The following is a 17,397-nucleotide window of genomic DNA, read 5'->3' as shown; positions in this document are numbered from 1 at the left end:
TTTTTGTTATTTCTTTGTTTTCCAATAATTCTCGAATTCCTTAGCAACACCGTCACGGTCAAGCGCACCTGTCAGATATTTCTGCAAGGCGGCTCCCATGGTTGGGAAGCCATCTGGTGGGAAGTACAGGTTCATCCACTCCAGAGTTTGCTGCTTGTCCATGTAATACAACACCGATTGCGACAAGCTATCTTCCGGTTGGACCTGGAAGTTACTGAAGGCAGGAATTGCGCTGAATTGGTTCACGTAGTAATCCTGACCTTCTGCACTGCCAATCATCCAGTTCAGGAAATCTTTAGCTGCGGCTTGCTCTTCAGGTGTGGATTGCTCTTTGTCAATTCCCCAGTACAAGGATACACTGGCCGAGATTTGGCTGTTACCATAGTCATCAGCATTATTGCTAATTGGTACCGGCAGGAAGCCGTATTCGCCATCAGGATCGGCTTCTTTGATCTGTGGATATGCCCAGTTGCCCATGAACCACATCGCTGCGCCTCCATCAGCGAGCAACAATGGAGCTTCGTCATATTGCGCTGCCAGTGGAGCATCTTTTGCCGTGTTATATTGCTTCATCAAATCGAAAGTGTCCATCCAGCCGTTGAATACGGCGTTGTTAGCAAGATCTACGGAGCCTGCGGACACATCTTCGAGGAACTTATGACGCGCATCCCGATCCTCCGATTGAGTAGCGAACAGAATATTCGAGAAGTGAGCACCAAGCGACCAATCAATTGGAGTTACCGTAATCGGTGCAACGCCGCTCGCTTGAACCTTTTCAAAAAGCGCTTTCAAGTCGTCAATAGTTTTGATTGTTGCAGGATCAAAGCTACCTCCGGTTGCTTTGTCCAAAATAGCTTTGTTGTAGATAAAACCAAAAGCTTCTACGGACATTGGCATACCGAGTACTTTACCATCAAAGGTTGCGTAATCCAGCGTACCGGCAGATGCATTCTTGACCCACTCTTCATTGGTCAGATCCAGCAACTTGTCCTTCATCAGCGGCATTTCTTGCCCGATACTGATTACTGTTGGCGCATTGTTCGCGGCATACAAAGTTGTCATTCTTTCGTATCCGTTTGCACCAGACAATGGAATGATAGTGACTTTCGCCTTATCTTGCGATGCATTGTAATCCTTGACCATCGCCTCAAAAGGCTTGGCAATTTCCTCTTTACCAACCAGCACCGTAATATCTACAGCCTTACCAGTCGTATTACCAGCCCCTTGGCCTTCAGTACCTTCCTTGCCATTTCCTCCACAAGCCGATAGCACTGTAACAACAAGTGCCAAGGCAATGGAGAGTGACATCCACTTCTTCATTTTGTGTTCCCCCAGTCTGCTTTTTTTGAAATCGGTTCATGAACGAACTCATGAACTTATTATATTCCTTTTTGATTTTATGTCAAACGTTTTCATATAAAAAAATCGACATAAAACAAGGACATTAGGAAATAATATGACGCATAAACCATAAAAATGTGGTAACGTTAACACATCGATGCTATAGTTTACAAGGAAGGATTTAAGCCCCTTCTATAGAATTTTTACAAAGGGCAACAACAACAAACGAAGGATGATCTTATGTCAAGTATTAAAGATGTGGCCAAAAAGGCCGGAGTTTCCGTTACGACTGTATCCCGGGTAATTAACAATCGCGGCTATATCGGCAAAGAAACGCGCAGAAAAGTGGAGGCGGCTATGGAAGCCGTGGATTATCATCCTAATCTGATTGCCAGAGCTCTGCAAAAAAGCCAAACCTTCTTTATCGGGGTCATCGTCCCTGACTCCAATCACCCGTTCTTCTCCGAGCTCATCAAATATATCGAAATCCAGGCCAATGACCGTAATTATAAAGTGCTGGTCTGCAATTCGCTGGACGATCCCGAGAAGGAAGCCAATTACATCAGCATGCTCCGGCAAAATCAAGTTGACGGTATCATCATGTGTAGTCATACCTTGGATATTGACCAATACAAGAAGGCTACCTTGCCAATTGTCTCCTTTGACCGGATGATCTCCCCCAACATTCCATGTATCGGCTCAGACAACTATCGTGGGGGGGAGCTTGCTACCGAGCATCTGATCAAGCAAGGCTGCAAGCGGATTCTGCACATTTCCGGTCCGCTTGATCTGGATATGCTCTCCAACCGACGGGGAGATGCCTTCATCCTTACTTGTATGAAATACAAGGTGGATTACGACTTTGTTGAAGGCGCCCGCAATAAATTGACCTTCGACTATTTCTGGGATTTCATCACCCATGAATTGTCTACAATTGAGTTGTCTGGTTACGATGGGGTTTTCTGCAGTAATGATATTGTGGCATATGCCCTCTATATTTATGCACAGCAGAAGGGGATTAAAGTCCCTGAACAGTTGAAGATCGTCGGCTATGACCATCATAGCTTCACCCGAATGCTGCAAAATCCCAAGCTGACAACCATCAAGCAGCCTATTGACCGAATCGGGCGCCTGCTATTAAATACGCTCATTCAAATGATTGAAAATAAAGATGATGAAATTAACAGCACGACCATTGTGGACGTAGAATTAGTTGTTGGGGAAACGACCTAGGCAGCAGCTTAAAGGGGAGCCACAATGTGGCTCCCCTTCTGTATCACAATGATTACTTACTAAATAATTTCTCAGCATCATCCAATGCCATACTATGTCCAATGGAGGAGTAATCCAGCCATTTCTGTCCGTCAAGAACATAGACATGATTATTTTTTACCGCTTTGAGATTTTGCCAGATTGGATTTTTTGTTAACTCTTCATAATTACTCTTTGCTACATCACCGGTACTAACGATTACAAAGATAGCATCCGCATCATAATCTGGTAATACTTCTCTGGATATGACTTGGTAAGGCTCGTCGGCAGGAATTTTCTCCACCCCATCTGCCATCTTCAATTCCAAATCCTCAAACATTATAGGTCCGAGAGGCCGTCTTGTCCCCATAACGCGTAATTCCTTTGCGGTCATCCGAACTGCCATTATTTTGGCATCTGCTCCTAGTTCATCTGCTATTAACCCTTTAACCCGCTTTGCTTTTGCCTCGTAATCCTGAATAAAGTCCTCTGCTTCCTGTTCTCGTCCAACATGCTCGGCAATACGTTTTAAGTGTTCCCGCCACGTGCCACTATCCATATCAATCGTAATTGTTGGAGCAATCTTCTCGAACTTTGCTAAATCTTGTCCAGAGTACACTTCATCAATGTATACAACATCAGGCTTTAGCCCCAGCACAGCCTCCATATCCGGATCTGTAACTACCCCAAACTTAGCGACTCCTTCTAACCGGTCTTTTACATGAGGTAAAAAGTCTTTGACATCTCCTCCAACAACAGACCCCGCTGGAGTAATTCCGAGTGACAGCAAATTGTTAGTGATGTGAATAGACATAGACGCAATCTTGGCATTTGGATCATGTGAAATGATATCTGCCTCCGAATTAGTCGGAGTCGAAGACGAAGATTCAGTCTGCTCGTTAGATTGCCCACAGGCAGAAAGTATCGCAACCAGCAAAAATGAAACAAACATAAATGTTATCTTTTTCATATGAAATCAGTTCTCCCAGCATAATTATTGTGTATTAAATCAGTTTTTACTCTTAAATAAAAGATATAAAAAGTAGGGACCACCAACAAGTGCAACTACCACACCTGCCGGTATCGCATTCGGCCGAAATATGGATCTGCCGATGGTATCTGCCGACACCAAAATAACAAGCCCAATCAATGCGGCGACTGGTAAGAAGTAACGATGCTGTGGACCTGTCAGACGTTTCGCAATATGAGGAGCAACCAACCCAATAAATCCGATTCCTCCAGCCACCGACACGCTCGCGCACGTTAAGGCAACCGCCGTACCCAAGAGAAGTAGACGCTCACGGGTTACATGACTGCCTAGACTATGAGCTATTTCATCACCTAGAGATAGAATGTCCAACGTTTGAGAGCGACTATATATACATGGGACAAGTAGAGCAACCCATGGTAGTAGTGACCATACATGAATCCAGTCTCTGCCCCATACACTGCCGGCTAACCAGCGGGCAGCGAACGAATAAGTTTCTTCATCCAGCTTCAAGGATAATATGAGAGTAACTGCACTAATTCCGGCAGCAACTGCGATTCCTACTAGGATTAGACGGATAGGTAATATTCCATGGTGGCGATCATAAGCAAAAAGAAAAATGATGAATGCTGACAAAGTTCCCCCAGCAAACGTGAATATCGGGATTAGCAGTGATAAGGGCCCCTCCATCGTCCGAAAAAAAGAAACGAAAATAATAAGACCCAATGCAGCTCCAGTATTAATGCCCAGGATACCCGGATCAGCAAGAGCATTTCTGGTTGTCCCCTGAAACGCGGCACCTGAAACGCCAAGACCAATTCCCGCCAACATGGTTATAATAATTCGGGGCAAGCGGTAATCAAATAAGATCATTTTCTCTTCGTTCGTTCCGTAACCCATCATCGTCTGCCACACGGAAGCAGGGGACAGCGAAATACTGCCAGTGTTCAAACTGATTAAAACAACAATGACAGCAACGAATGAAAAAATGAGGCTAAACGCTACCGCACGCCGAAATCTTTTTCTCGCCAAGATTTCTTTGTGTGCATTCATTTCAAAGCTCCCTCCCTTCTTTACGCGCCAGGTAAAGGAAGAAGGGAACGCCAACCAACGCTACCATTGCACCTATTGCAAATTCTTGAGGAGGATTAACCATCCGCGAAGCGAAGTCAGCCCAAACCAACAATACGGCTCCAAGCAATGCAGAAAATGGGATTAAGACACGATAATCCGGACCCAGCAATCTGCGTGCAATATGAGGAACCACCAACCCTACAAAACTAATTGCTCCAGCCACGGCGACCGAAGATCCAGCAAGAATAACCGCAATGAACAATCCGACAATTCGTATTCGTCCAGTGTTCACCCCCAAATTGACCGCGGTTTCTTCTCCAAGAGACATGAAAGTAATCGGTCTTCCTATCATAACTGCCCAGAAAATAGCTAGCAGAACAATGGGAGTGATCACTCGTAAGTGCTCCCAGTTAACCCCTGCTACTCCGCCGGCATACCAGAAAGCCAAGTCCTGGCTGAGATCGAAATAAATGGCAATTCCTGTACTTAACGAATGTAAAATAGCTGCTACTATCGCACCTGCAACCGTCAACCGCAAGGAGGTCAACTGCCCTGGTGTTGATGAACCCAGTACAATAATGAACAGGGTAGTAACAGTCGCTCCAATGAAGGAAAAGAAAATAATCCCCCAATAAGACAGCCCTGGTGCTATAGCAAAACATATAGCAACTGAAAAGGCAGCCCCTGCATTAACACCAAGAATTCCACTATCAGCCAAGGGGTTACGGGTTACACCTTGCATAATGGACCCTGCTACGGAGAACGCCATTCCAGTTATCACTGCCCCAAGAACCCGAGGAAGCCGAAGTTCATGTATGATTTGATGCGCGGTTAGGGATGAATCATACTGAAAAACCGCAGCCCACACACTCTGAAGCGATATATCCTTGGCCCCATAAGACACCGCTAAAAACATGGAAATTAACAAACTTATGGCCGCCGCGATAAACCATAGATAAGTACCTAATCTAGAATATGATTTCATTATCCTGCGCTCTAAGTGGCTCCCCCTTCCTTTTGATTATGAGAATCATTATCATTAATTGTATCCATTATTTCAGTGGGGTACATATCAAATTCTTAGATTTCCACATGGATTTTTCTTAGATTGATTCTCTAAGGCTAGGAGATTGCATAAGCAACCTTACTGCCTCATCCATTTGTTGGCCAATTACATGAGGTGCGTAAATAAGCCATTTGTTCCAATCGATAAAAAAGAAGCGCTGTTTGTGTATAGCCGAGTGCCGCCTCCAGGCTGGAAGCCTTCTTTGCATCTCCAAGACGCGACGTTTATCCCCTTCTGTTTCCACAGCGAAAAATATAAAGTCTGAGTCATATTCTTGGAGTTCATCGGGTTGAATGGCAGTCCAGTTATAACCCGTTCCAGCGGAATGTTGACTTATCTGTTGCTGTATCTTTTCAGGTGGCTTTAACTGCAGGGACCGATACAGCACATGCCCGATATTTCTGGCTCCATACATGCGAAGTTCATGTTGACGGCAAACACACACAGCAACAGTCCCTGAACCTGTTACAGAACGAAGCTTTTTACGGTAACCTTCAGCCGTCCGTTCATGTGCCTGAATCCATGACTCCGCTTCTTGTTCCCTGTTTACCAGTTCAGCAATCTTAAATAAATGGCCGTACACGTCCAGGCTAAGCCAAGGAATAGCTATAATAGGCGCAATATCATTGATATGCTCTCTGGCTTTGGACAGCACATTATCCTTGCATAAAATCAGGTCTGGCTGTTCGCTTAAGAAGGCTTCTCTGCTAATCCCCCAGGGATCCGCGGCATGCTCAGGCAATGTCAGACCTTTAGTTCTTAGTGGAAGAAAGCGGTGTAGCTGGGCGGCACAGGGTGTCAGACCAAGAGTATATAAATGATCTGTATATGCTTGTGAAAGAGAAATTATCCGCTTATCCCTCTTTCGGGCAAAAGACTTTGGAGCAATGCCACTTGTTTCCTTAAATCGCCTGCTGAAGTAGAATTCATCTTTATAACCAACCTCAGTTGCGACATCTCGAATTGTCTTATCCGTCAACAAGAGCATTTCCTGTGCTCTATTTATCCGTAAATGCGTTAGGAAGGATACTGGAGATTTGTTCATTAATTGCTTGAAGAGTTGTGAATAATACGAAGGGTGAAGTTCTACCATTTTGGCCAACTCATTGACCCTGATATCTTCACGGTAGTGATTCTGCAGATAATCCAGTGTTACTTTTAACCTCATATCCGAATCGCTTAGAATCGGCTCCGCGTAACGTAGCAGACCATCCAGCATATCATGCAGGTATTGCTGACTAGAAAACGGATTTTGATCTCGCCATAGCTGCCCTTCTGCAACCAGCAAGTCAAATAACTGTTTAAATTGGCTGCCTCCTAGGCGAATAAGACCTTGTAAAGGAAATTGAGGTTCACGATGGTATTCCCTTACTTGCTGTTCTTTCTTCATAAGCCTATAAATGTCAAAGCTGATCCAGTAGAGCTGAAGTTCCTCTTTTGTACTGACACTCATTTTTATTTCAGTGCCTGGAGAATATATATAAAGAGCTTGTCGCGTCTGCTTCTCCCATCGTCCATCCGCCTCAAGCTTAACGTTTCCTCGAGCTATATAGATCAATGTATGATGCTCCATCTGTCGACCGTCTGCCCATGTTGGAATCTGTGAAGCTTGCCACGCTTCTGCAATTTCATACACCACCCCTTGCAGAAAAGGGCTGCTATTCACAAGAGTAATCGTAGACATAGACTTCTATCCTTTCCTTATTCAAAAAATGATAAAACACCACCCCATCGGGTAGTGTTTTGTAAAAAAAATCTTGATAATAATAATCAATATCAATTATAAACAATCTACAAATTTGTGTCCATCATATTGTAAGTCAAGTGAAGTTAAAGGATGTTCCCACTTGCAGGTATCCTAAGACGCAGATCTTTAGTGAAGAAGAGGGGATAAATTAGGGTACTGATCAGAATGCTTGTCATGGCAGCCGATGCGGTAAAAGAAAAAACGATTAGAATCTGATAACGTACTGCTATGACAGGATCAGCTCCGGCAACAATCATCCCTGTCATCATTCCCGGCAGTTGAACAAGCCCTACCGTTTTCATTCCATCAATCGTTGGAATCATGCTAAATTTTACAGCACTTGTTCTGACCCTTTGCATAGCTTGCTTCGCGGTTGCCCCTAAGGATAGCAGCGTTTCAATTTCTTCTTTGCTTGCAGCAACAGCCTGCTTTAAATGATTAATGAACAAACCGGAGACCACCATGGCGCTACCGATTGTCATCCCGCTAAGTGGAACAATATATTGCGCTGTAGGTTCAATAATATGTAAGCCAAGCAGAATGCTCATCATCACAATCTCTGAGGCCGAAATTGCCACAGCTATTTTCAAATACAACCCGGGCAGTCCCTTGCCACGCTTGGTTGCGTTCCATGAAGCAATATTAATCATAAGAAATAGGATAAGAACGATAAGCATAAAATGATCAGATTGAAAAATGAATTGTAAAACATACCCTATAATTAATAACTGCGCCGCCGAGCGAATTGTACCAACAGCAATATCCCTCTCCAAACCAAGCTTCTGCCAGATTGAAACAGCCATTGTTCCTATAATAAAAAGAAGTGTAAAGCTAAGTGCGGTTAATGACATGGCTCTTCTCATCCTCCATGCTATGAAAGCTCTTCCTTGGAATGCTGAAAAAATTCGGAAGTGTTATATTCCCTCATCGTCCTATTCTCCATAAACCATAATCGATGGCTACTTCTGCGAGCCTGTTCCAAATCGTGTGTAACCCAAATCAGAGAGGTTCCTTCCTGAGCATGCCATTGCGTGAGCAGTTCCTCCACTTTTTGGGTGCTGTTCACGTCAAGGGAGGCCGTGATTTCATCTAATAAAAGGATACTGGGCCGCATGAGTAGAGTACGTACAAGCGAAATGCGCTGTTTTTCACCACCAGAGCAACTCTTTGCTTGTTTATTAAGGTCCAAATGATCCAGTCCTACCTGTGCCATGAGTTGCGAAGCAAGTGTGGAATCATAGGGGAAATTATGCAATCTGCTCACTGTATATAAATTGTCATTTATACTGCCCGGTAACATTACAGCCTGTTGCGAAACATAAGCAACGGCCATTCGCCACAAACGCGGATCAGTGTCTCGAAATGAAACCCCATTCAATAACAAGTCGCCTTCATCAGGCTGATCCAGTAAAGCCATTATCCGAAGCAACGTGCTTTTCCCTTGACCAGATGGACCAATCAGCGCAATTTTTTCTGGTTTTGTCCATTCAGCAGACAACCCCGAGAATAGCCAGTTATTGGATTGTTCCCCTTCCAGGTTCCAAGCTAATTTTGCTATGTTATGCATTGTAAATATAGCATTCATTAGAAGATCCTTTCCTTACATATCTTAATTCGCCTATATTATAAGCGCTCTTTTTCTGATACGCCATGGAACATTTAAAGATAATAACTTGGATTTTCTTCAGACCAAGAGGCGCAATTCAATCCTGTTGCCTTGATTTTTGAGAATTTAAAAAAAGCGGCCAAAGGGCCGCTCCTCTACAATATATGGTATAATTTAGAAAGCAATAGAACAGGGCTTATATGGGCGGTCGGCTAACCTCTCGGAAGGGAGGTGATGCCTGTGGACATTAAGGACACTCTGACGCTAATGATTTCATTCGCGACATTGGTCGTTCTTATATTGTCATTTCACAACAAAAAGTAGACCGCCCGTGACAAGGTAATTGGCCTACTTTTCGTCCATCATCCTTTGGTTTAAGCCACCGCCCTTAAAAGCGGCTATTGCTAAGGAGTCGTGTGTCCAGCACGGCTCCTTTTATGATCTAGTTCAAGTTTAACTCAAAGTTGAGTTACTTTCAATCCGGTTTCCCTTGAACTGTATATATTTACCTTCTTTTAATTCAAAATGTATCTCTACATCGCTCTCCCGGGGAGTTGCTGTAGATCAGGCGCCCAATGAATTCGCTCCTTGAGCGGGACAGGAAGGCCCAATTGCTGCAACTCGTTAAAAATCCAATTCACATGATAGTTATATACGATATCAATTCGTTGGCTTATATCCTCATCCATGCTGTCAACCACGCTGTGATCTGCACCATCCTCTAAATGAAGCACCGGATGGGACTCATTAACCAGTCGCCAGACGATGATCAAGTGCTCATAAATATGTCGATAAGACTCAATCTCCTCACCGATTTGGTCCATGGTCGCATTTTGGTCCTTTGTCAGATGGAACTCTTCCTTACAAAGACGATAATACTTCTCCAGCGCATTCAGTTCGTCGCGCAGTCCTTTTAGATTAGCTCTCTCCCCACGTTCTACCACCTGGTCAAATACCTCGGCCACCTTCTTGGCCGCTGCCTTTCTTGCCTTTTGCAGATAAACCTCATGCTTGGGTGGAAAGATCACCAGGTTAACCACAACAGCCACAGCGATGCCGATGAGTGTATCCGTAATACGATTTAACCCATAAAATATCGCACCTTCGCCAACATCCAAATTTAGCATAATAGCCAAAAACACAATGCATCCAATCGATATCGATTTATTCCATTTCAGCACGTTACAAATATATATGACAATAACTACGCCAATGGCGCAGTACACCGCATTCCCTGGAGCAACCATAGCAAAGGAAGCGCCAACGATCGCGCCAACAAATGTCCCCATCGTCCGATGCTTGCCAGCGGTAAACGAATTGGTCACCGAGTTCTCCATCGAGATGATGGTGGCAATGGCTGCGTAGAAGGGATATTCCAGGCGCAATAAAGCCGCCACGATCACACAAATGCAAATGGCCAACCCTGTCTTTAAGTTACGCAAACCAATCGTCCATCTCACCAAAACTCAGCTCCTCACCTTAGCTCAGAACCGTATTATATCGGATGTGCTTCAATTGCTCAAACTCCAAATAACACTAGAAGACGAAAACAGGCTCATATCACGAAAATTTCATGAAAATTTCATTAATAGTGCGTGTTCAAAAAGTCGAGTTTCTAGGACCGAGAAGGTTGGATGAAGCTAGGGACTGAGGAGTGGAGCGTACGTAGTGGGTACGTGAGCACCGGAAGGCCCGGGTGAATTCAAGATTCGATGTCGAACCCACTTCTCGAATAACTTCGTTCTGGGAAGACGACTTTTTGAACTACCTCTAATAAGCAAATACACGCTTCCTCTGTTGCTTGCTTCTTCTCTTTCAGGAAGGATAAGGGACTCACTCCCGGGTATACTACAACATCATAGAGGAAGGAGGATATCCATGAAGCCGCTCTTCTCGTTCAGTAATACGAAAAAGAAGCCCAAGCATGAACAGGGAAATACCTCGGTTCCCTCCTCACGGGCCTTAACGCATTCGTTGGCCTTCAACTTGCAGCATTTAAGGGATACGATCGGACAAAGTTCCGACGTCATCTTCCGCCGCGTCAATGAGCCTGGAATCAAGCCCGAAGTGGCCTTGGTATATATCAGCGGACTGGTCAATCAGGATACGCTGAATCAGGATATCCTGCTGACACTGACCAAGCATCCCGCTTTGCGGGAGCCTGATATGTCCCCGGAATGGATGCTCGCGAAGATGAAAGACGAGGTGCTCGCCATTGGCGAAGTATCGGAGTGTAAAACCTTTGAGGTCCTCCATGCGATGCTGTTCGAAGGACATACCATTATTCTCATCGACGGGACCAATCATGCCCTGTCCGCAGATACCGCAGGCTGGGAGAAGCGCAGCATCAGTGAACCCAGTTCACAAGGTGTTACTCGTGGGCCGAAGGAATCCTTCACCGAGGATCTCCGTACAGGCACTTCTCTCATGCGCCGCCGAATCAAATCGTCTGATCTGCGGATTGAAGAGTACAAGATCGGACAGCGTACGCATACCGATATCGCCCTAGTTTATCTGAAAGGGATTGCCAGCGACAAGGTGCTGGGCGAAATCCGCAAACGACTGAATGCCATCAATACCGATGCCATACTGGAGAGCAATTATATTGAAGAATTGATTCAGGACGGAAGTCTGACTCCGTTCCCGACCATACAGAATACCGAACGTCCGGACGCCTTGGCCGGAGGAGTGCTGGAGGGACAAGTCGGCATTTTAATTGACGGGACTCCCTTTTCCTTGCTGGCCCCTTCGACCTTCTTTAGCTTCTTCCAGTCGAGCGAGGACTACTATCAACGCTTTGATATATCCTCTTTCCTTAGAATGATCCGGTTCACATCCTTCTTCGTATCGATGATGCTACCGGCATTATATATCGCCATCACGACCTTTCATCAGGAAATGCTCCCGACCACGCTTCTGGTCAGCCTGGCCGCCCAACGTGAAGGTGTTCCCTTCCCTGCGCTGATTGAAGCGCTAATGATGGAGTTAACCTTCGACGTGCTGCGTGAGGCGGGCGTTCGGATGCCGCGGGCCATCGGTCCCGCCATATCTATCGTAGGGGCACTAGTACTTGGACAAGCCGCTGTGCAGGCCGGGCTGGTCTCTGCCGCCATGGTTATTGTGGTATCGTTTACCGCGATATGCAACTTAGTTATTCCGGCACAAGTCATTGCGAACTCCATTCGGCTGATTCGCTTCGTAATGATGCTGATTGCAGGGTTCCTGGGGTTGTTCGGCATGATGTCTTTCCTGATCGTTTTATTAATTCATATGGCCGGACTACGCTCCTTTGGCGTGCCTTACCTGTCGCCAGTTGCACCACTGACCTTCCGATACTGGAAAGATATTTTCATTCGTGCTCCGCATTCCATGATGAAGATCAGACCCCAGATCTTTGCCGCTGAAGAGGCAAGAAGACAAGCTTCACCAAGCAGCAAGCATGCCAATTCGAGCCATCATAAGCAACCGGAAAGGTGATTTGAACATGGATTCCAAAATCAGCTCGTGGAATGCAGTCCTCTTGATCTTTAACGCGATTGTACCCACGGCCTTTATCGTTCTGCCCACAATTATTGTGACCTATCTTGACCAAGATTCGCCTTGGGCGGTCTTGTTTGCTTACGCAACAGGAATTGCCATGGCGGTCATCATTGGACTCATCATCAAGCATAACGATGGTGCTCCGTTCCTCGAATGGGTCAGCAAGGTCAGTTCCCCGGTTGTATCTACGTTGTTGGGACTGATTTTACTGCAGTATTACCTGGATGCTTCCTCCTCCATTTTGCGGGAGTTTGTTAATTTCCTTAAAGACAACGTATTGTTTAAAACTCCGGTATTCGTGATCATTATTATTTCCCTACTGATTGCTGCCTATATGGTGCACCAGGGAATTGCCACACTCAGTCAAGTCAATAGCATGATTTTTTTGCTATACTTCATTGTTCTGCCAATTTACTGGTTTGGGTTGAAGAATTATCTGGATATTCATCGGCTGCTTCCAGTCTTTGACCATTCCTATCGGGAATTGCTACTGGGCAGCATGACTCCGGTGACCTGGTATTCCGAGGTGGCAATTTTGCTGTTCCTTGCCCCTTATCTGAAAGATCCCAAACAAGCAGGACGCATCGGCCACAGGGCCCTGCTCATTATTACCGTACTTATGACTATGAACCTGTGTGAAATGCTCATGATTTTTGGGTCCAACTACATCAAGGCTACTTCGTATCCTGGCTTTATCTCGCTGAGCGTCGTCCATATCGGCAACTTCCTGGAGAATCTCGACATTTTGTTCATATCCTATTGGATGCTCTCCATCTACTTCAAGCTGGGTATCTTCTTGTTCGTTACTCTCGAATGCTTCAAGCAGACGTTTCGCGTCAAAGAGAAGGAGCCCTACCTCATCGGTATTCTCATGGTCATTTGCGCAGAATGCCTGTACACCTGGAAGGACCCATCCAAGCTGACCGCCTTGAATGCAGAGGGGCGTTTTCCCATCATGATGCTGGTGAATCTGATCCTGCCCACACTTATCTATTTGTACAGTTTAATGGCTGGCAAATTAAAATCCAAAAGAAAGGAAACTCCATCATGATAAAGCTGACTTGGGCACGCGGCCAAAAAGTCCTGTACCTGGGTTTAAGCCTATGTCTAGCGGCAGTAACGCTCAGTGGTTGTTGGGATGACCGTGAGCTTGACGAGTTAGGCATTGTCTCGGGCACGGCATATGACTGGGAGGACGGCCAATGGCGCGTCACCTACCAGATCATCAACCCCAGCTCGACCAGTAGCATGGGCGGTTCTAGTGGAGGCTCGTCGATCTCCCCACCCTTTCTAACCTTCACCGAACGAGGATCAACAGTGACCGAAGCGGTGGCCCGAAGCAACCTTACAAGTACCCGGCAGCTCTTTTTCTCCCATTCACGTATTTCTATCATTAACGTCAAAGCGGTGGATCAGGGCTTACCTGCCCTGCTGGATCTTTTCCTGCGTAAGCCGGATGAAAGCGAAACCCTGTTTGTCTTCTTGAGCGAACGGGAAGCCAGCGATGTGCTGGAACAATTAATGCAGGTAACGAAGAACCAGGGAATGGGCATTCAATTAATGATTCAGCAGGAGAGCAGGCTGACCTCCTATTATCCTGGTACACGAATGTTCGAATTGACCATGGCCCTGTCTTCTGATTCACATTGTGCCACGGTGCCAGAGATTAAGCTGACGAAGGCCGAAGTCATGGATAAGGTCGAGGATACTCAGGTCACGGATTTACCTAGCCGTATCACCTTGGGGCGGCTTGGGGTATTGAAGGAAGATCGTTTTGTCGGCTGGCTGAATACGAAGCAGGCATTCGGCCTAACCTTTCTGCGGAACCAGATCAATGCTGCCAGCATTCCGTTCTCTTCGGACCCCAAGAAGGAGAAGAAGGACTCGACCTTCTCGTTGGTAGAATCCAAAACCGTGGTCAAGCCCGTTTGGGACAATGATCATTTTGTTATGCATGTTGGCATCAGAGGAGAAGGCATGTTGATAGAGACCGGAGGTAAGGCTGATTTGAGCAAAGCCAGCGAATTAGCCCGGCTGGAGAAGAGCATTGAAGAAGAAGTTCTGGAGTACGTCAATGCGGGATGGCGGGCCGTGCAGGAGCTTAATGCCGATGTCACGGAATTTGCTACGTTAATTCATTCCAAATATCCGAAACGCTGGAAGCAAATTCAGGCGGATAACAGTTGGGATCAGGTATTTAAGGAGATCGAAATCCGTCCCTCCGTGTCCATAGATATCAATCGTTTCGGCCTAAGCAGCAAGTCTTATAAATCGGTGGAACAGAATTGAGGATTGGCCATGCTGATTTGGATTATCGTCATTGATGCTGCCCTGCTGATATGGGGATTTCGAAAAATTAAAGGTAAGCGGCGGTTGTTAAAGTGGTTGCTATACACTGTCTTGATTGGCTGGAGCACTTACCTGCATGTATGTAACATCATCGGTGTGCCACATATTAGCTTGTCCACGCCTTACTTAAATGTGTTCCAACCCCTTGGACGAGCGATTATCCGTTGGTTAGGAGGATAAAGTCTTGTGAAAGAACATCAGGAGAGGATCAGCTCTGTTCAAATCTTCTTTATGGTCATTTTATTTGAGATTGGCAGCACCCCCCTGTTTCTGTTAGGCGGGAAAGTCAAGCAGGATTCCTGGATCGCCATGTCTATTGGTTCGCTTGCCGGCTTCCTGCTGCTGCTGGTGTTCCTCTGGATTCAGCAGCGTTCCCCCCGTTCAAGCTGGATAAATATGTTGCAGCGCGGGTTCGGGCGTATTGCCGGTATCACAATCGGGATACTTTACTGCCTTTATTTTGCCTATGAGTCCATGCGTAATGTGCGTGACCTGGGAGAACTCGCCAAGCTGGTGATGCTGCCGGAGACCCCCATGTTTCTTACTATGCTCATCTTTGTCAGCATAGGAGGATATGCCATTTCTAAGGGAGCGGAAATCGTATTCAATTTGCCTGAGTTGCTGCTCCCCTTTATGATGTTGTCGTATGCTGTGCTGATTACCTTGCTACTGACGTTAGGAACCGTTGACTTCACCAAATTGCAGCCGGTACTGGAGCAAGGCTTCCTCCCTGTCGTCCGGGCTGCCCTGCCAGACATTGTTTCCTTTCCCTTCGGTCAGATGCTGGTCTTCCTGATGATATGGCCCTTGTGGAATCAAGATGGAGTCCCTGTCAAAAGCACGCTGCTCGGCTACTTCACCGTCAGCCTGTTCTTGATCTTCATGAACGTCCTGAACATGGCGATTCTGGGTCCAGCCATCGCGACAACAAGCCAACTTCCCTTTTTGAAGTCGGCCCGTACATTATCCCATTTTCTGTTCATTGAACGGCTGGATTTAGTGGTTACGATTTTGCTGTTCTATGGACTGCTTATGAAAATGACCTTATTTTTCTTCTGTGCTGTTCGTGGCATCGCTGAGCTTACTCAGCGTTCGGGCAAGCTCTGGGTCATTCCCCTTGGCTTGCTCATCTATGCCTCTTCCTTTATTGAACGGAATTATGCGCAGCACTTCGCCGTAGGTCTGGGCCCTAGCCTGAAGGTGGACATGCTGTTCCAAATCGCCATTCCTGTGCTCATTTTATCGTTGCTGCTAATTCGTAGACGTTCGTGACATTTACGTCTAAAAGTGTGGCTAACAGCCTGGATGTCCCGCTTTTTAGATCTAGGCTTTTTGCCCTTTGCGATGCCTTGCCATCCGAGTACGGACGAATCCAACCAAAGCAAGGGCGAGCGGAATGAGCAACAGATGTAACTGGGCGTAACCAGCCCATACGCGCTGAATGATATCAGCGACATACACGGTGTTAATATACGTATGCCAGGCAACTAGTAGAAAAAGAACAGCCATCGGCGTAATCAAGGAACGACTATCTGATAATCCAAATACCTTCTCTAGGCCTTTCAATAAAGAGAGATAGAGCAGTGAAATTTTGATGAAAAATGTACAGATCCAAATCGTAATTAAAATGCCCTCCAAGCGTTGTAGAAAGTTGCCGACATTGATTGTCTTGGCCAGGGCATAAGTCGGGAACGTGGCGTTCTCCGCTTGCTCAATACCCAGAACCAGCACGCTCAGTACCACAACAATGGCCAGGAACAGAGCCCCCAGCAAGGACCCTCCCAAAAATCCTGCCTCCGCTTTCTTCCCTCCGCTGCTCATCGGCAAGAACACCAGCAGCACAATAAGCTCCTGGAACATTGCAGAATGATATCCCGCCTTCAGAGGGGGCATCGGGCCCGCTTCGAGAACTGGCTTGATATGATTCCATTCAATTTGCGGCAGTAAAGCCAGCACCAAAATCAAGAACAAAACCACGATCCAGGGGAACATCAGCTGACTAACCCGCGCCAGAATGACCGTACCTAGCCGAGCGCACATGATTGCGGCCATAAGAAAGATGATTTGTACAGCCTCGATGGGTGTCTCCGGCATCATCTCGCTCGTCAGAAAGAAGCCCAGATTTCCTAGCAACGTGCCCGTCAGAATCAAAAAGTAAAAGAGATATAGCAGGGAAAGCAGCTTGCCTACCCATTTGCCCATAACAGCTTCGTTGATTTCGAACAGATTCTTACCCGGATACATCCGTGACAAGAGAATGTAAAGGCCCACCAACAGCAAATTGATCAATAAGCTGAACAAGGAAGCAAGCCAGGCATCCTCCCTGGCGACATGCGCCAGCCCCGACGGCGTGACCAATATCGATGTACCCACCGTAAGCCCGAACGTAAGTATGAGCATCTGGCCGGGGGAGATTTGCTTAGATTTCATTGAGA

General features: G+C 46.2%; 16 protein-coding genes. 7 read left to right on the top strand and 9 right to left on the bottom strand.

Going from position 1 to position 17,397, the window contains the following annotated elements; genetic code table 11:
• Positions 1 to 6: 6 nt before the first annotated feature.
• Positions 7 to 1,320: an ABC transporter substrate-binding protein gene (locus AC1VOR_RS07495; protein WP_482616928.1), complete on the bottom strand. Its 1,314-nt coding sequence runs from the start codon at positions 1,318 to 1,320 to the stop codon at positions 7 to 9.
• A 261-nt stretch (positions 1,321 to 1,581) separates the two neighbouring features.
• Between AC1VOR_RS07495 and AC1VOR_RS07490 the strand changes: the two genes are divergently transcribed.
• Positions 1,582 to 2,574 carry a LacI family DNA-binding transcriptional regulator gene (locus AC1VOR_RS07490; RefSeq protein ID WP_482616926.1) on the top strand — a complete coding sequence of 331 codons (993 nt, stop codon included), beginning with the start codon at positions 1,582 to 1,584 and terminating at the stop codon, positions 2,572 to 2,574.
• Between the two features lie 52 nt (positions 2,575 to 2,626).
• Here AC1VOR_RS07490 and AC1VOR_RS07485 read toward each other — a convergent pair whose 3' ends face one another.
• The 6 genes from AC1VOR_RS07485 to AC1VOR_RS07460 all read right to left on the bottom strand — a co-directional run bounded on the left by AC1VOR_RS07485 (position 2,627) and on the right by AC1VOR_RS07460 (position 9,052).
• Entirely contained in the window at positions 2,627 to 3,562 is a 936-nt protein-coding gene (locus AC1VOR_RS07485; RefSeq protein WP_482616925.1) for an ABC transporter substrate-binding protein, read from the bottom strand.
• Between the two features lie 39 nt (positions 3,563 to 3,601).
• Positions 3,602 to 4,633: a FecCD family ABC transporter permease gene (locus AC1VOR_RS07480; protein ID WP_482616923.1), complete on the bottom strand. Its 1,032-nt coding sequence runs from the start codon at positions 4,631 to 4,633 to the stop codon at positions 3,602 to 3,604.
• A 1-nt stretch (position 4,634) separates the two neighbouring features.
• Positions 4,635 to 5,639, bottom strand: coding sequence for a FecCD family ABC transporter permease (locus tag AC1VOR_RS07475; protein ID WP_482616921.1), 1,005 nt, complete (start codon positions 5,637 to 5,639; stop codon positions 4,635 to 4,637).
• A gap of 118 nt (positions 5,640 to 5,757) precedes the next feature.
• Positions 5,758 to 7,404: an AraC family transcriptional regulator gene (locus AC1VOR_RS07470; RefSeq protein WP_482616919.1), complete on the bottom strand. Its 1,647-nt coding sequence runs from the start codon at positions 7,402 to 7,404 to the stop codon at positions 5,758 to 5,760.
• 146 nt (positions 7,405 to 7,550) lie between these two features.
• Positions 7,551 to 8,318, bottom strand: a complete 768-nt coding sequence (locus tag AC1VOR_RS07465; protein WP_482616917.1) for an ABC transporter permease — start codon at positions 8,316 to 8,318, stop codon at positions 7,551 to 7,553.
• 20 nt (positions 8,319 to 8,338) lie between these two features.
• Positions 8,339 to 9,052: an ABC transporter ATP-binding protein gene (locus tag AC1VOR_RS07460; RefSeq protein ID WP_482616916.1), complete on the bottom strand. Its 714-nt coding sequence runs from the start codon at positions 9,050 to 9,052 to the stop codon at positions 8,339 to 8,341.
• Positions 9,053 to 9,307: 255 nt separating this feature from the next.
• On the opposite strand from AC1VOR_RS07460, the gene AC1VOR_RS07455 reads away from it, so the two are divergent.
• Positions 9,308 to 9,397 (top strand): putative holin-like toxin, encoded by a 90-nt coding sequence (locus AC1VOR_RS07455; protein WP_482616914.1) that lies wholly within the window; start codon positions 9,308 to 9,310, stop codon positions 9,395 to 9,397.
• A 209-nt stretch (positions 9,398 to 9,606) separates the two neighbouring features.
• Here the strand turns inward: AC1VOR_RS07455 and AC1VOR_RS07450 are convergent, their stop codons facing one another.
• Entirely contained in the window at positions 9,607 to 10,533 is a 927-nt protein-coding gene (locus tag AC1VOR_RS07450) for an FUSC family protein (RefSeq protein ID WP_482616912.1), read from the bottom strand.
• A gap of 418 nt (positions 10,534 to 10,951) precedes the next feature.
• Here AC1VOR_RS07450 and AC1VOR_RS07445 point away from each other — a divergent pair, with 418 nt between their 5' ends.
• From AC1VOR_RS07445 to AC1VOR_RS07425, 5 genes are read left to right on the top strand one after another with little or no spacing between them, the layout of a single operon-like run.
• Positions 10,952 to 12,550 carry a spore germination protein gene (locus AC1VOR_RS07445; protein WP_482616910.1) on the top strand — a complete coding sequence of 533 codons (1,599 nt, stop codon included), beginning with the start codon at positions 10,952 to 10,954 and terminating at the stop codon, positions 12,548 to 12,550.
• A 7-nt stretch (positions 12,551 to 12,557) separates the two neighbouring features.
• Entirely contained in the window at positions 12,558 to 13,664 is a 1,107-nt protein-coding gene (locus tag AC1VOR_RS07440) for a GerAB/ArcD/ProY family transporter (RefSeq protein WP_482616909.1), read from the top strand.
• Positions 13,661 to 14,902 (top strand): Ger(x)C family spore germination protein, encoded by a 1,242-nt coding sequence (locus tag AC1VOR_RS07435; RefSeq protein WP_482616908.1) that lies wholly within the window; start codon positions 13,661 to 13,663, stop codon positions 14,900 to 14,902. Before AC1VOR_RS07440 ends, AC1VOR_RS07435 begins: the two co-directional genes overlap by 4 nt.
• Before the next feature lie 9 nt (positions 14,903 to 14,911).
• Positions 14,912 to 15,142, top strand: a complete 231-nt coding sequence (locus AC1VOR_RS07430; RefSeq protein ID WP_482616906.1) for a hypothetical protein — start codon at positions 14,912 to 14,914, stop codon at positions 15,140 to 15,142.
• 6 nt (positions 15,143 to 15,148) lie between these two features.
• Complete coding sequence (locus tag AC1VOR_RS07425) at positions 15,149 to 16,234, top strand: GerAB/ArcD/ProY family transporter (RefSeq protein ID WP_482616905.1); 1,086 nt, start codon at positions 15,149 to 15,151, stop codon at positions 16,232 to 16,234.
• A 51-nt stretch (positions 16,235 to 16,285) separates the two neighbouring features.
• Here the strand turns inward: AC1VOR_RS07425 and AC1VOR_RS07420 are convergent, their stop codons facing one another.
• The gene (locus AC1VOR_RS07420) at positions 16,286 to 17,392 is read right to left on the bottom strand and encodes a GerAB/ArcD/ProY family transporter (protein WP_482616904.1); all 1,107 of its coding nucleotides are present in this window, start codon (positions 17,390 to 17,392) and stop codon (positions 16,286 to 16,288) included.
• Positions 17,393 to 17,397: the final 5 nt, after the last annotated feature.

It is taken from the genome of Paenibacillus sp. 1SOY10 (assembly GCF_056836745.1).
The sequence above is the reverse complement of the archived record's forward strand: the minus strand, read 5'-3'. Positions and strand labels throughout refer to the sequence as shown.

Excerpts from the sequence above, each read along its gene's own strand:
- AC1VOR_RS07460 (WP_482616916.1), bottom strand. The coding sequence starts at position 9,052 with ATGAATGCTATATTTACAATGCATAACATAGCAAAATTAGCTTGGAAC.
- AC1VOR_RS07495 (WP_482616928.1), bottom strand. The coding sequence starts at position 1,320 with ATGAAGAAGTGGATGTCACTCTCCATTGCCTTGGCACTTGTTGTTACA.
- AC1VOR_RS07490 (WP_482616926.1), top strand. The coding sequence starts at position 1,582 with ATGTCAAGTATTAAAGATGTGGCCAAAAAGGCCGGAGTTTCCGTTACG.
- AC1VOR_RS07465 (WP_482616917.1), bottom strand. The coding sequence starts at position 8,318 with ATGTCATTAACCGCACTTAGCTTTACACTTCTTTTTATTATAGGAACA.
- AC1VOR_RS07435 (WP_482616908.1), top strand. The coding sequence starts at position 13,661 with ATGATAAAGCTGACTTGGGCACGCGGCCAAAAAGTCCTGTACCTGGGT.
- AC1VOR_RS07475 (WP_482616921.1), bottom strand. The coding sequence starts at position 5,639 with ATGAAATCATATTCTAGATTAGGTACTTATCTATGGTTTATCGCGGCG.
- AC1VOR_RS07455 (WP_482616914.1), top strand. The coding sequence starts at position 9,308 with ATGCCTGTGGACATTAAGGACACTCTGACGCTAATGATTTCATTCGCG.
- AC1VOR_RS07480 (WP_482616923.1), bottom strand. The coding sequence starts at position 4,633 with ATGAATGCACACAAAGAAATCTTGGCGAGAAAAAGATTTCGGCGTGCG.
- AC1VOR_RS07445 (WP_482616910.1), top strand. The coding sequence starts at position 10,952 with ATGAAGCCGCTCTTCTCGTTCAGTAATACGAAAAAGAAGCCCAAGCAT.
- AC1VOR_RS07470 (WP_482616919.1), bottom strand. The coding sequence starts at position 7,404 with ATGTCTACGATTACTCTTGTGAATAGCAGCCCTTTTCTGCAAGGGGTG.
- AC1VOR_RS07420 (WP_482616904.1), bottom strand. The coding sequence starts at position 17,392 with ATGAAATCTAAGCAAATCTCCCCCGGCCAGATGCTCATACTTACGTTC.
- AC1VOR_RS07485 (WP_482616925.1), bottom strand. The coding sequence starts at position 3,562 with ATGAAAAAGATAACATTTATGTTTGTTTCATTTTTGCTGGTTGCGATA.
- AC1VOR_RS07430 (WP_482616906.1), top strand. The coding sequence starts at position 14,912 with ATGCTGATTTGGATTATCGTCATTGATGCTGCCCTGCTGATATGGGGA.
- AC1VOR_RS07440 (WP_482616909.1), top strand. The coding sequence starts at position 12,558 with ATGGATTCCAAAATCAGCTCGTGGAATGCAGTCCTCTTGATCTTTAAC.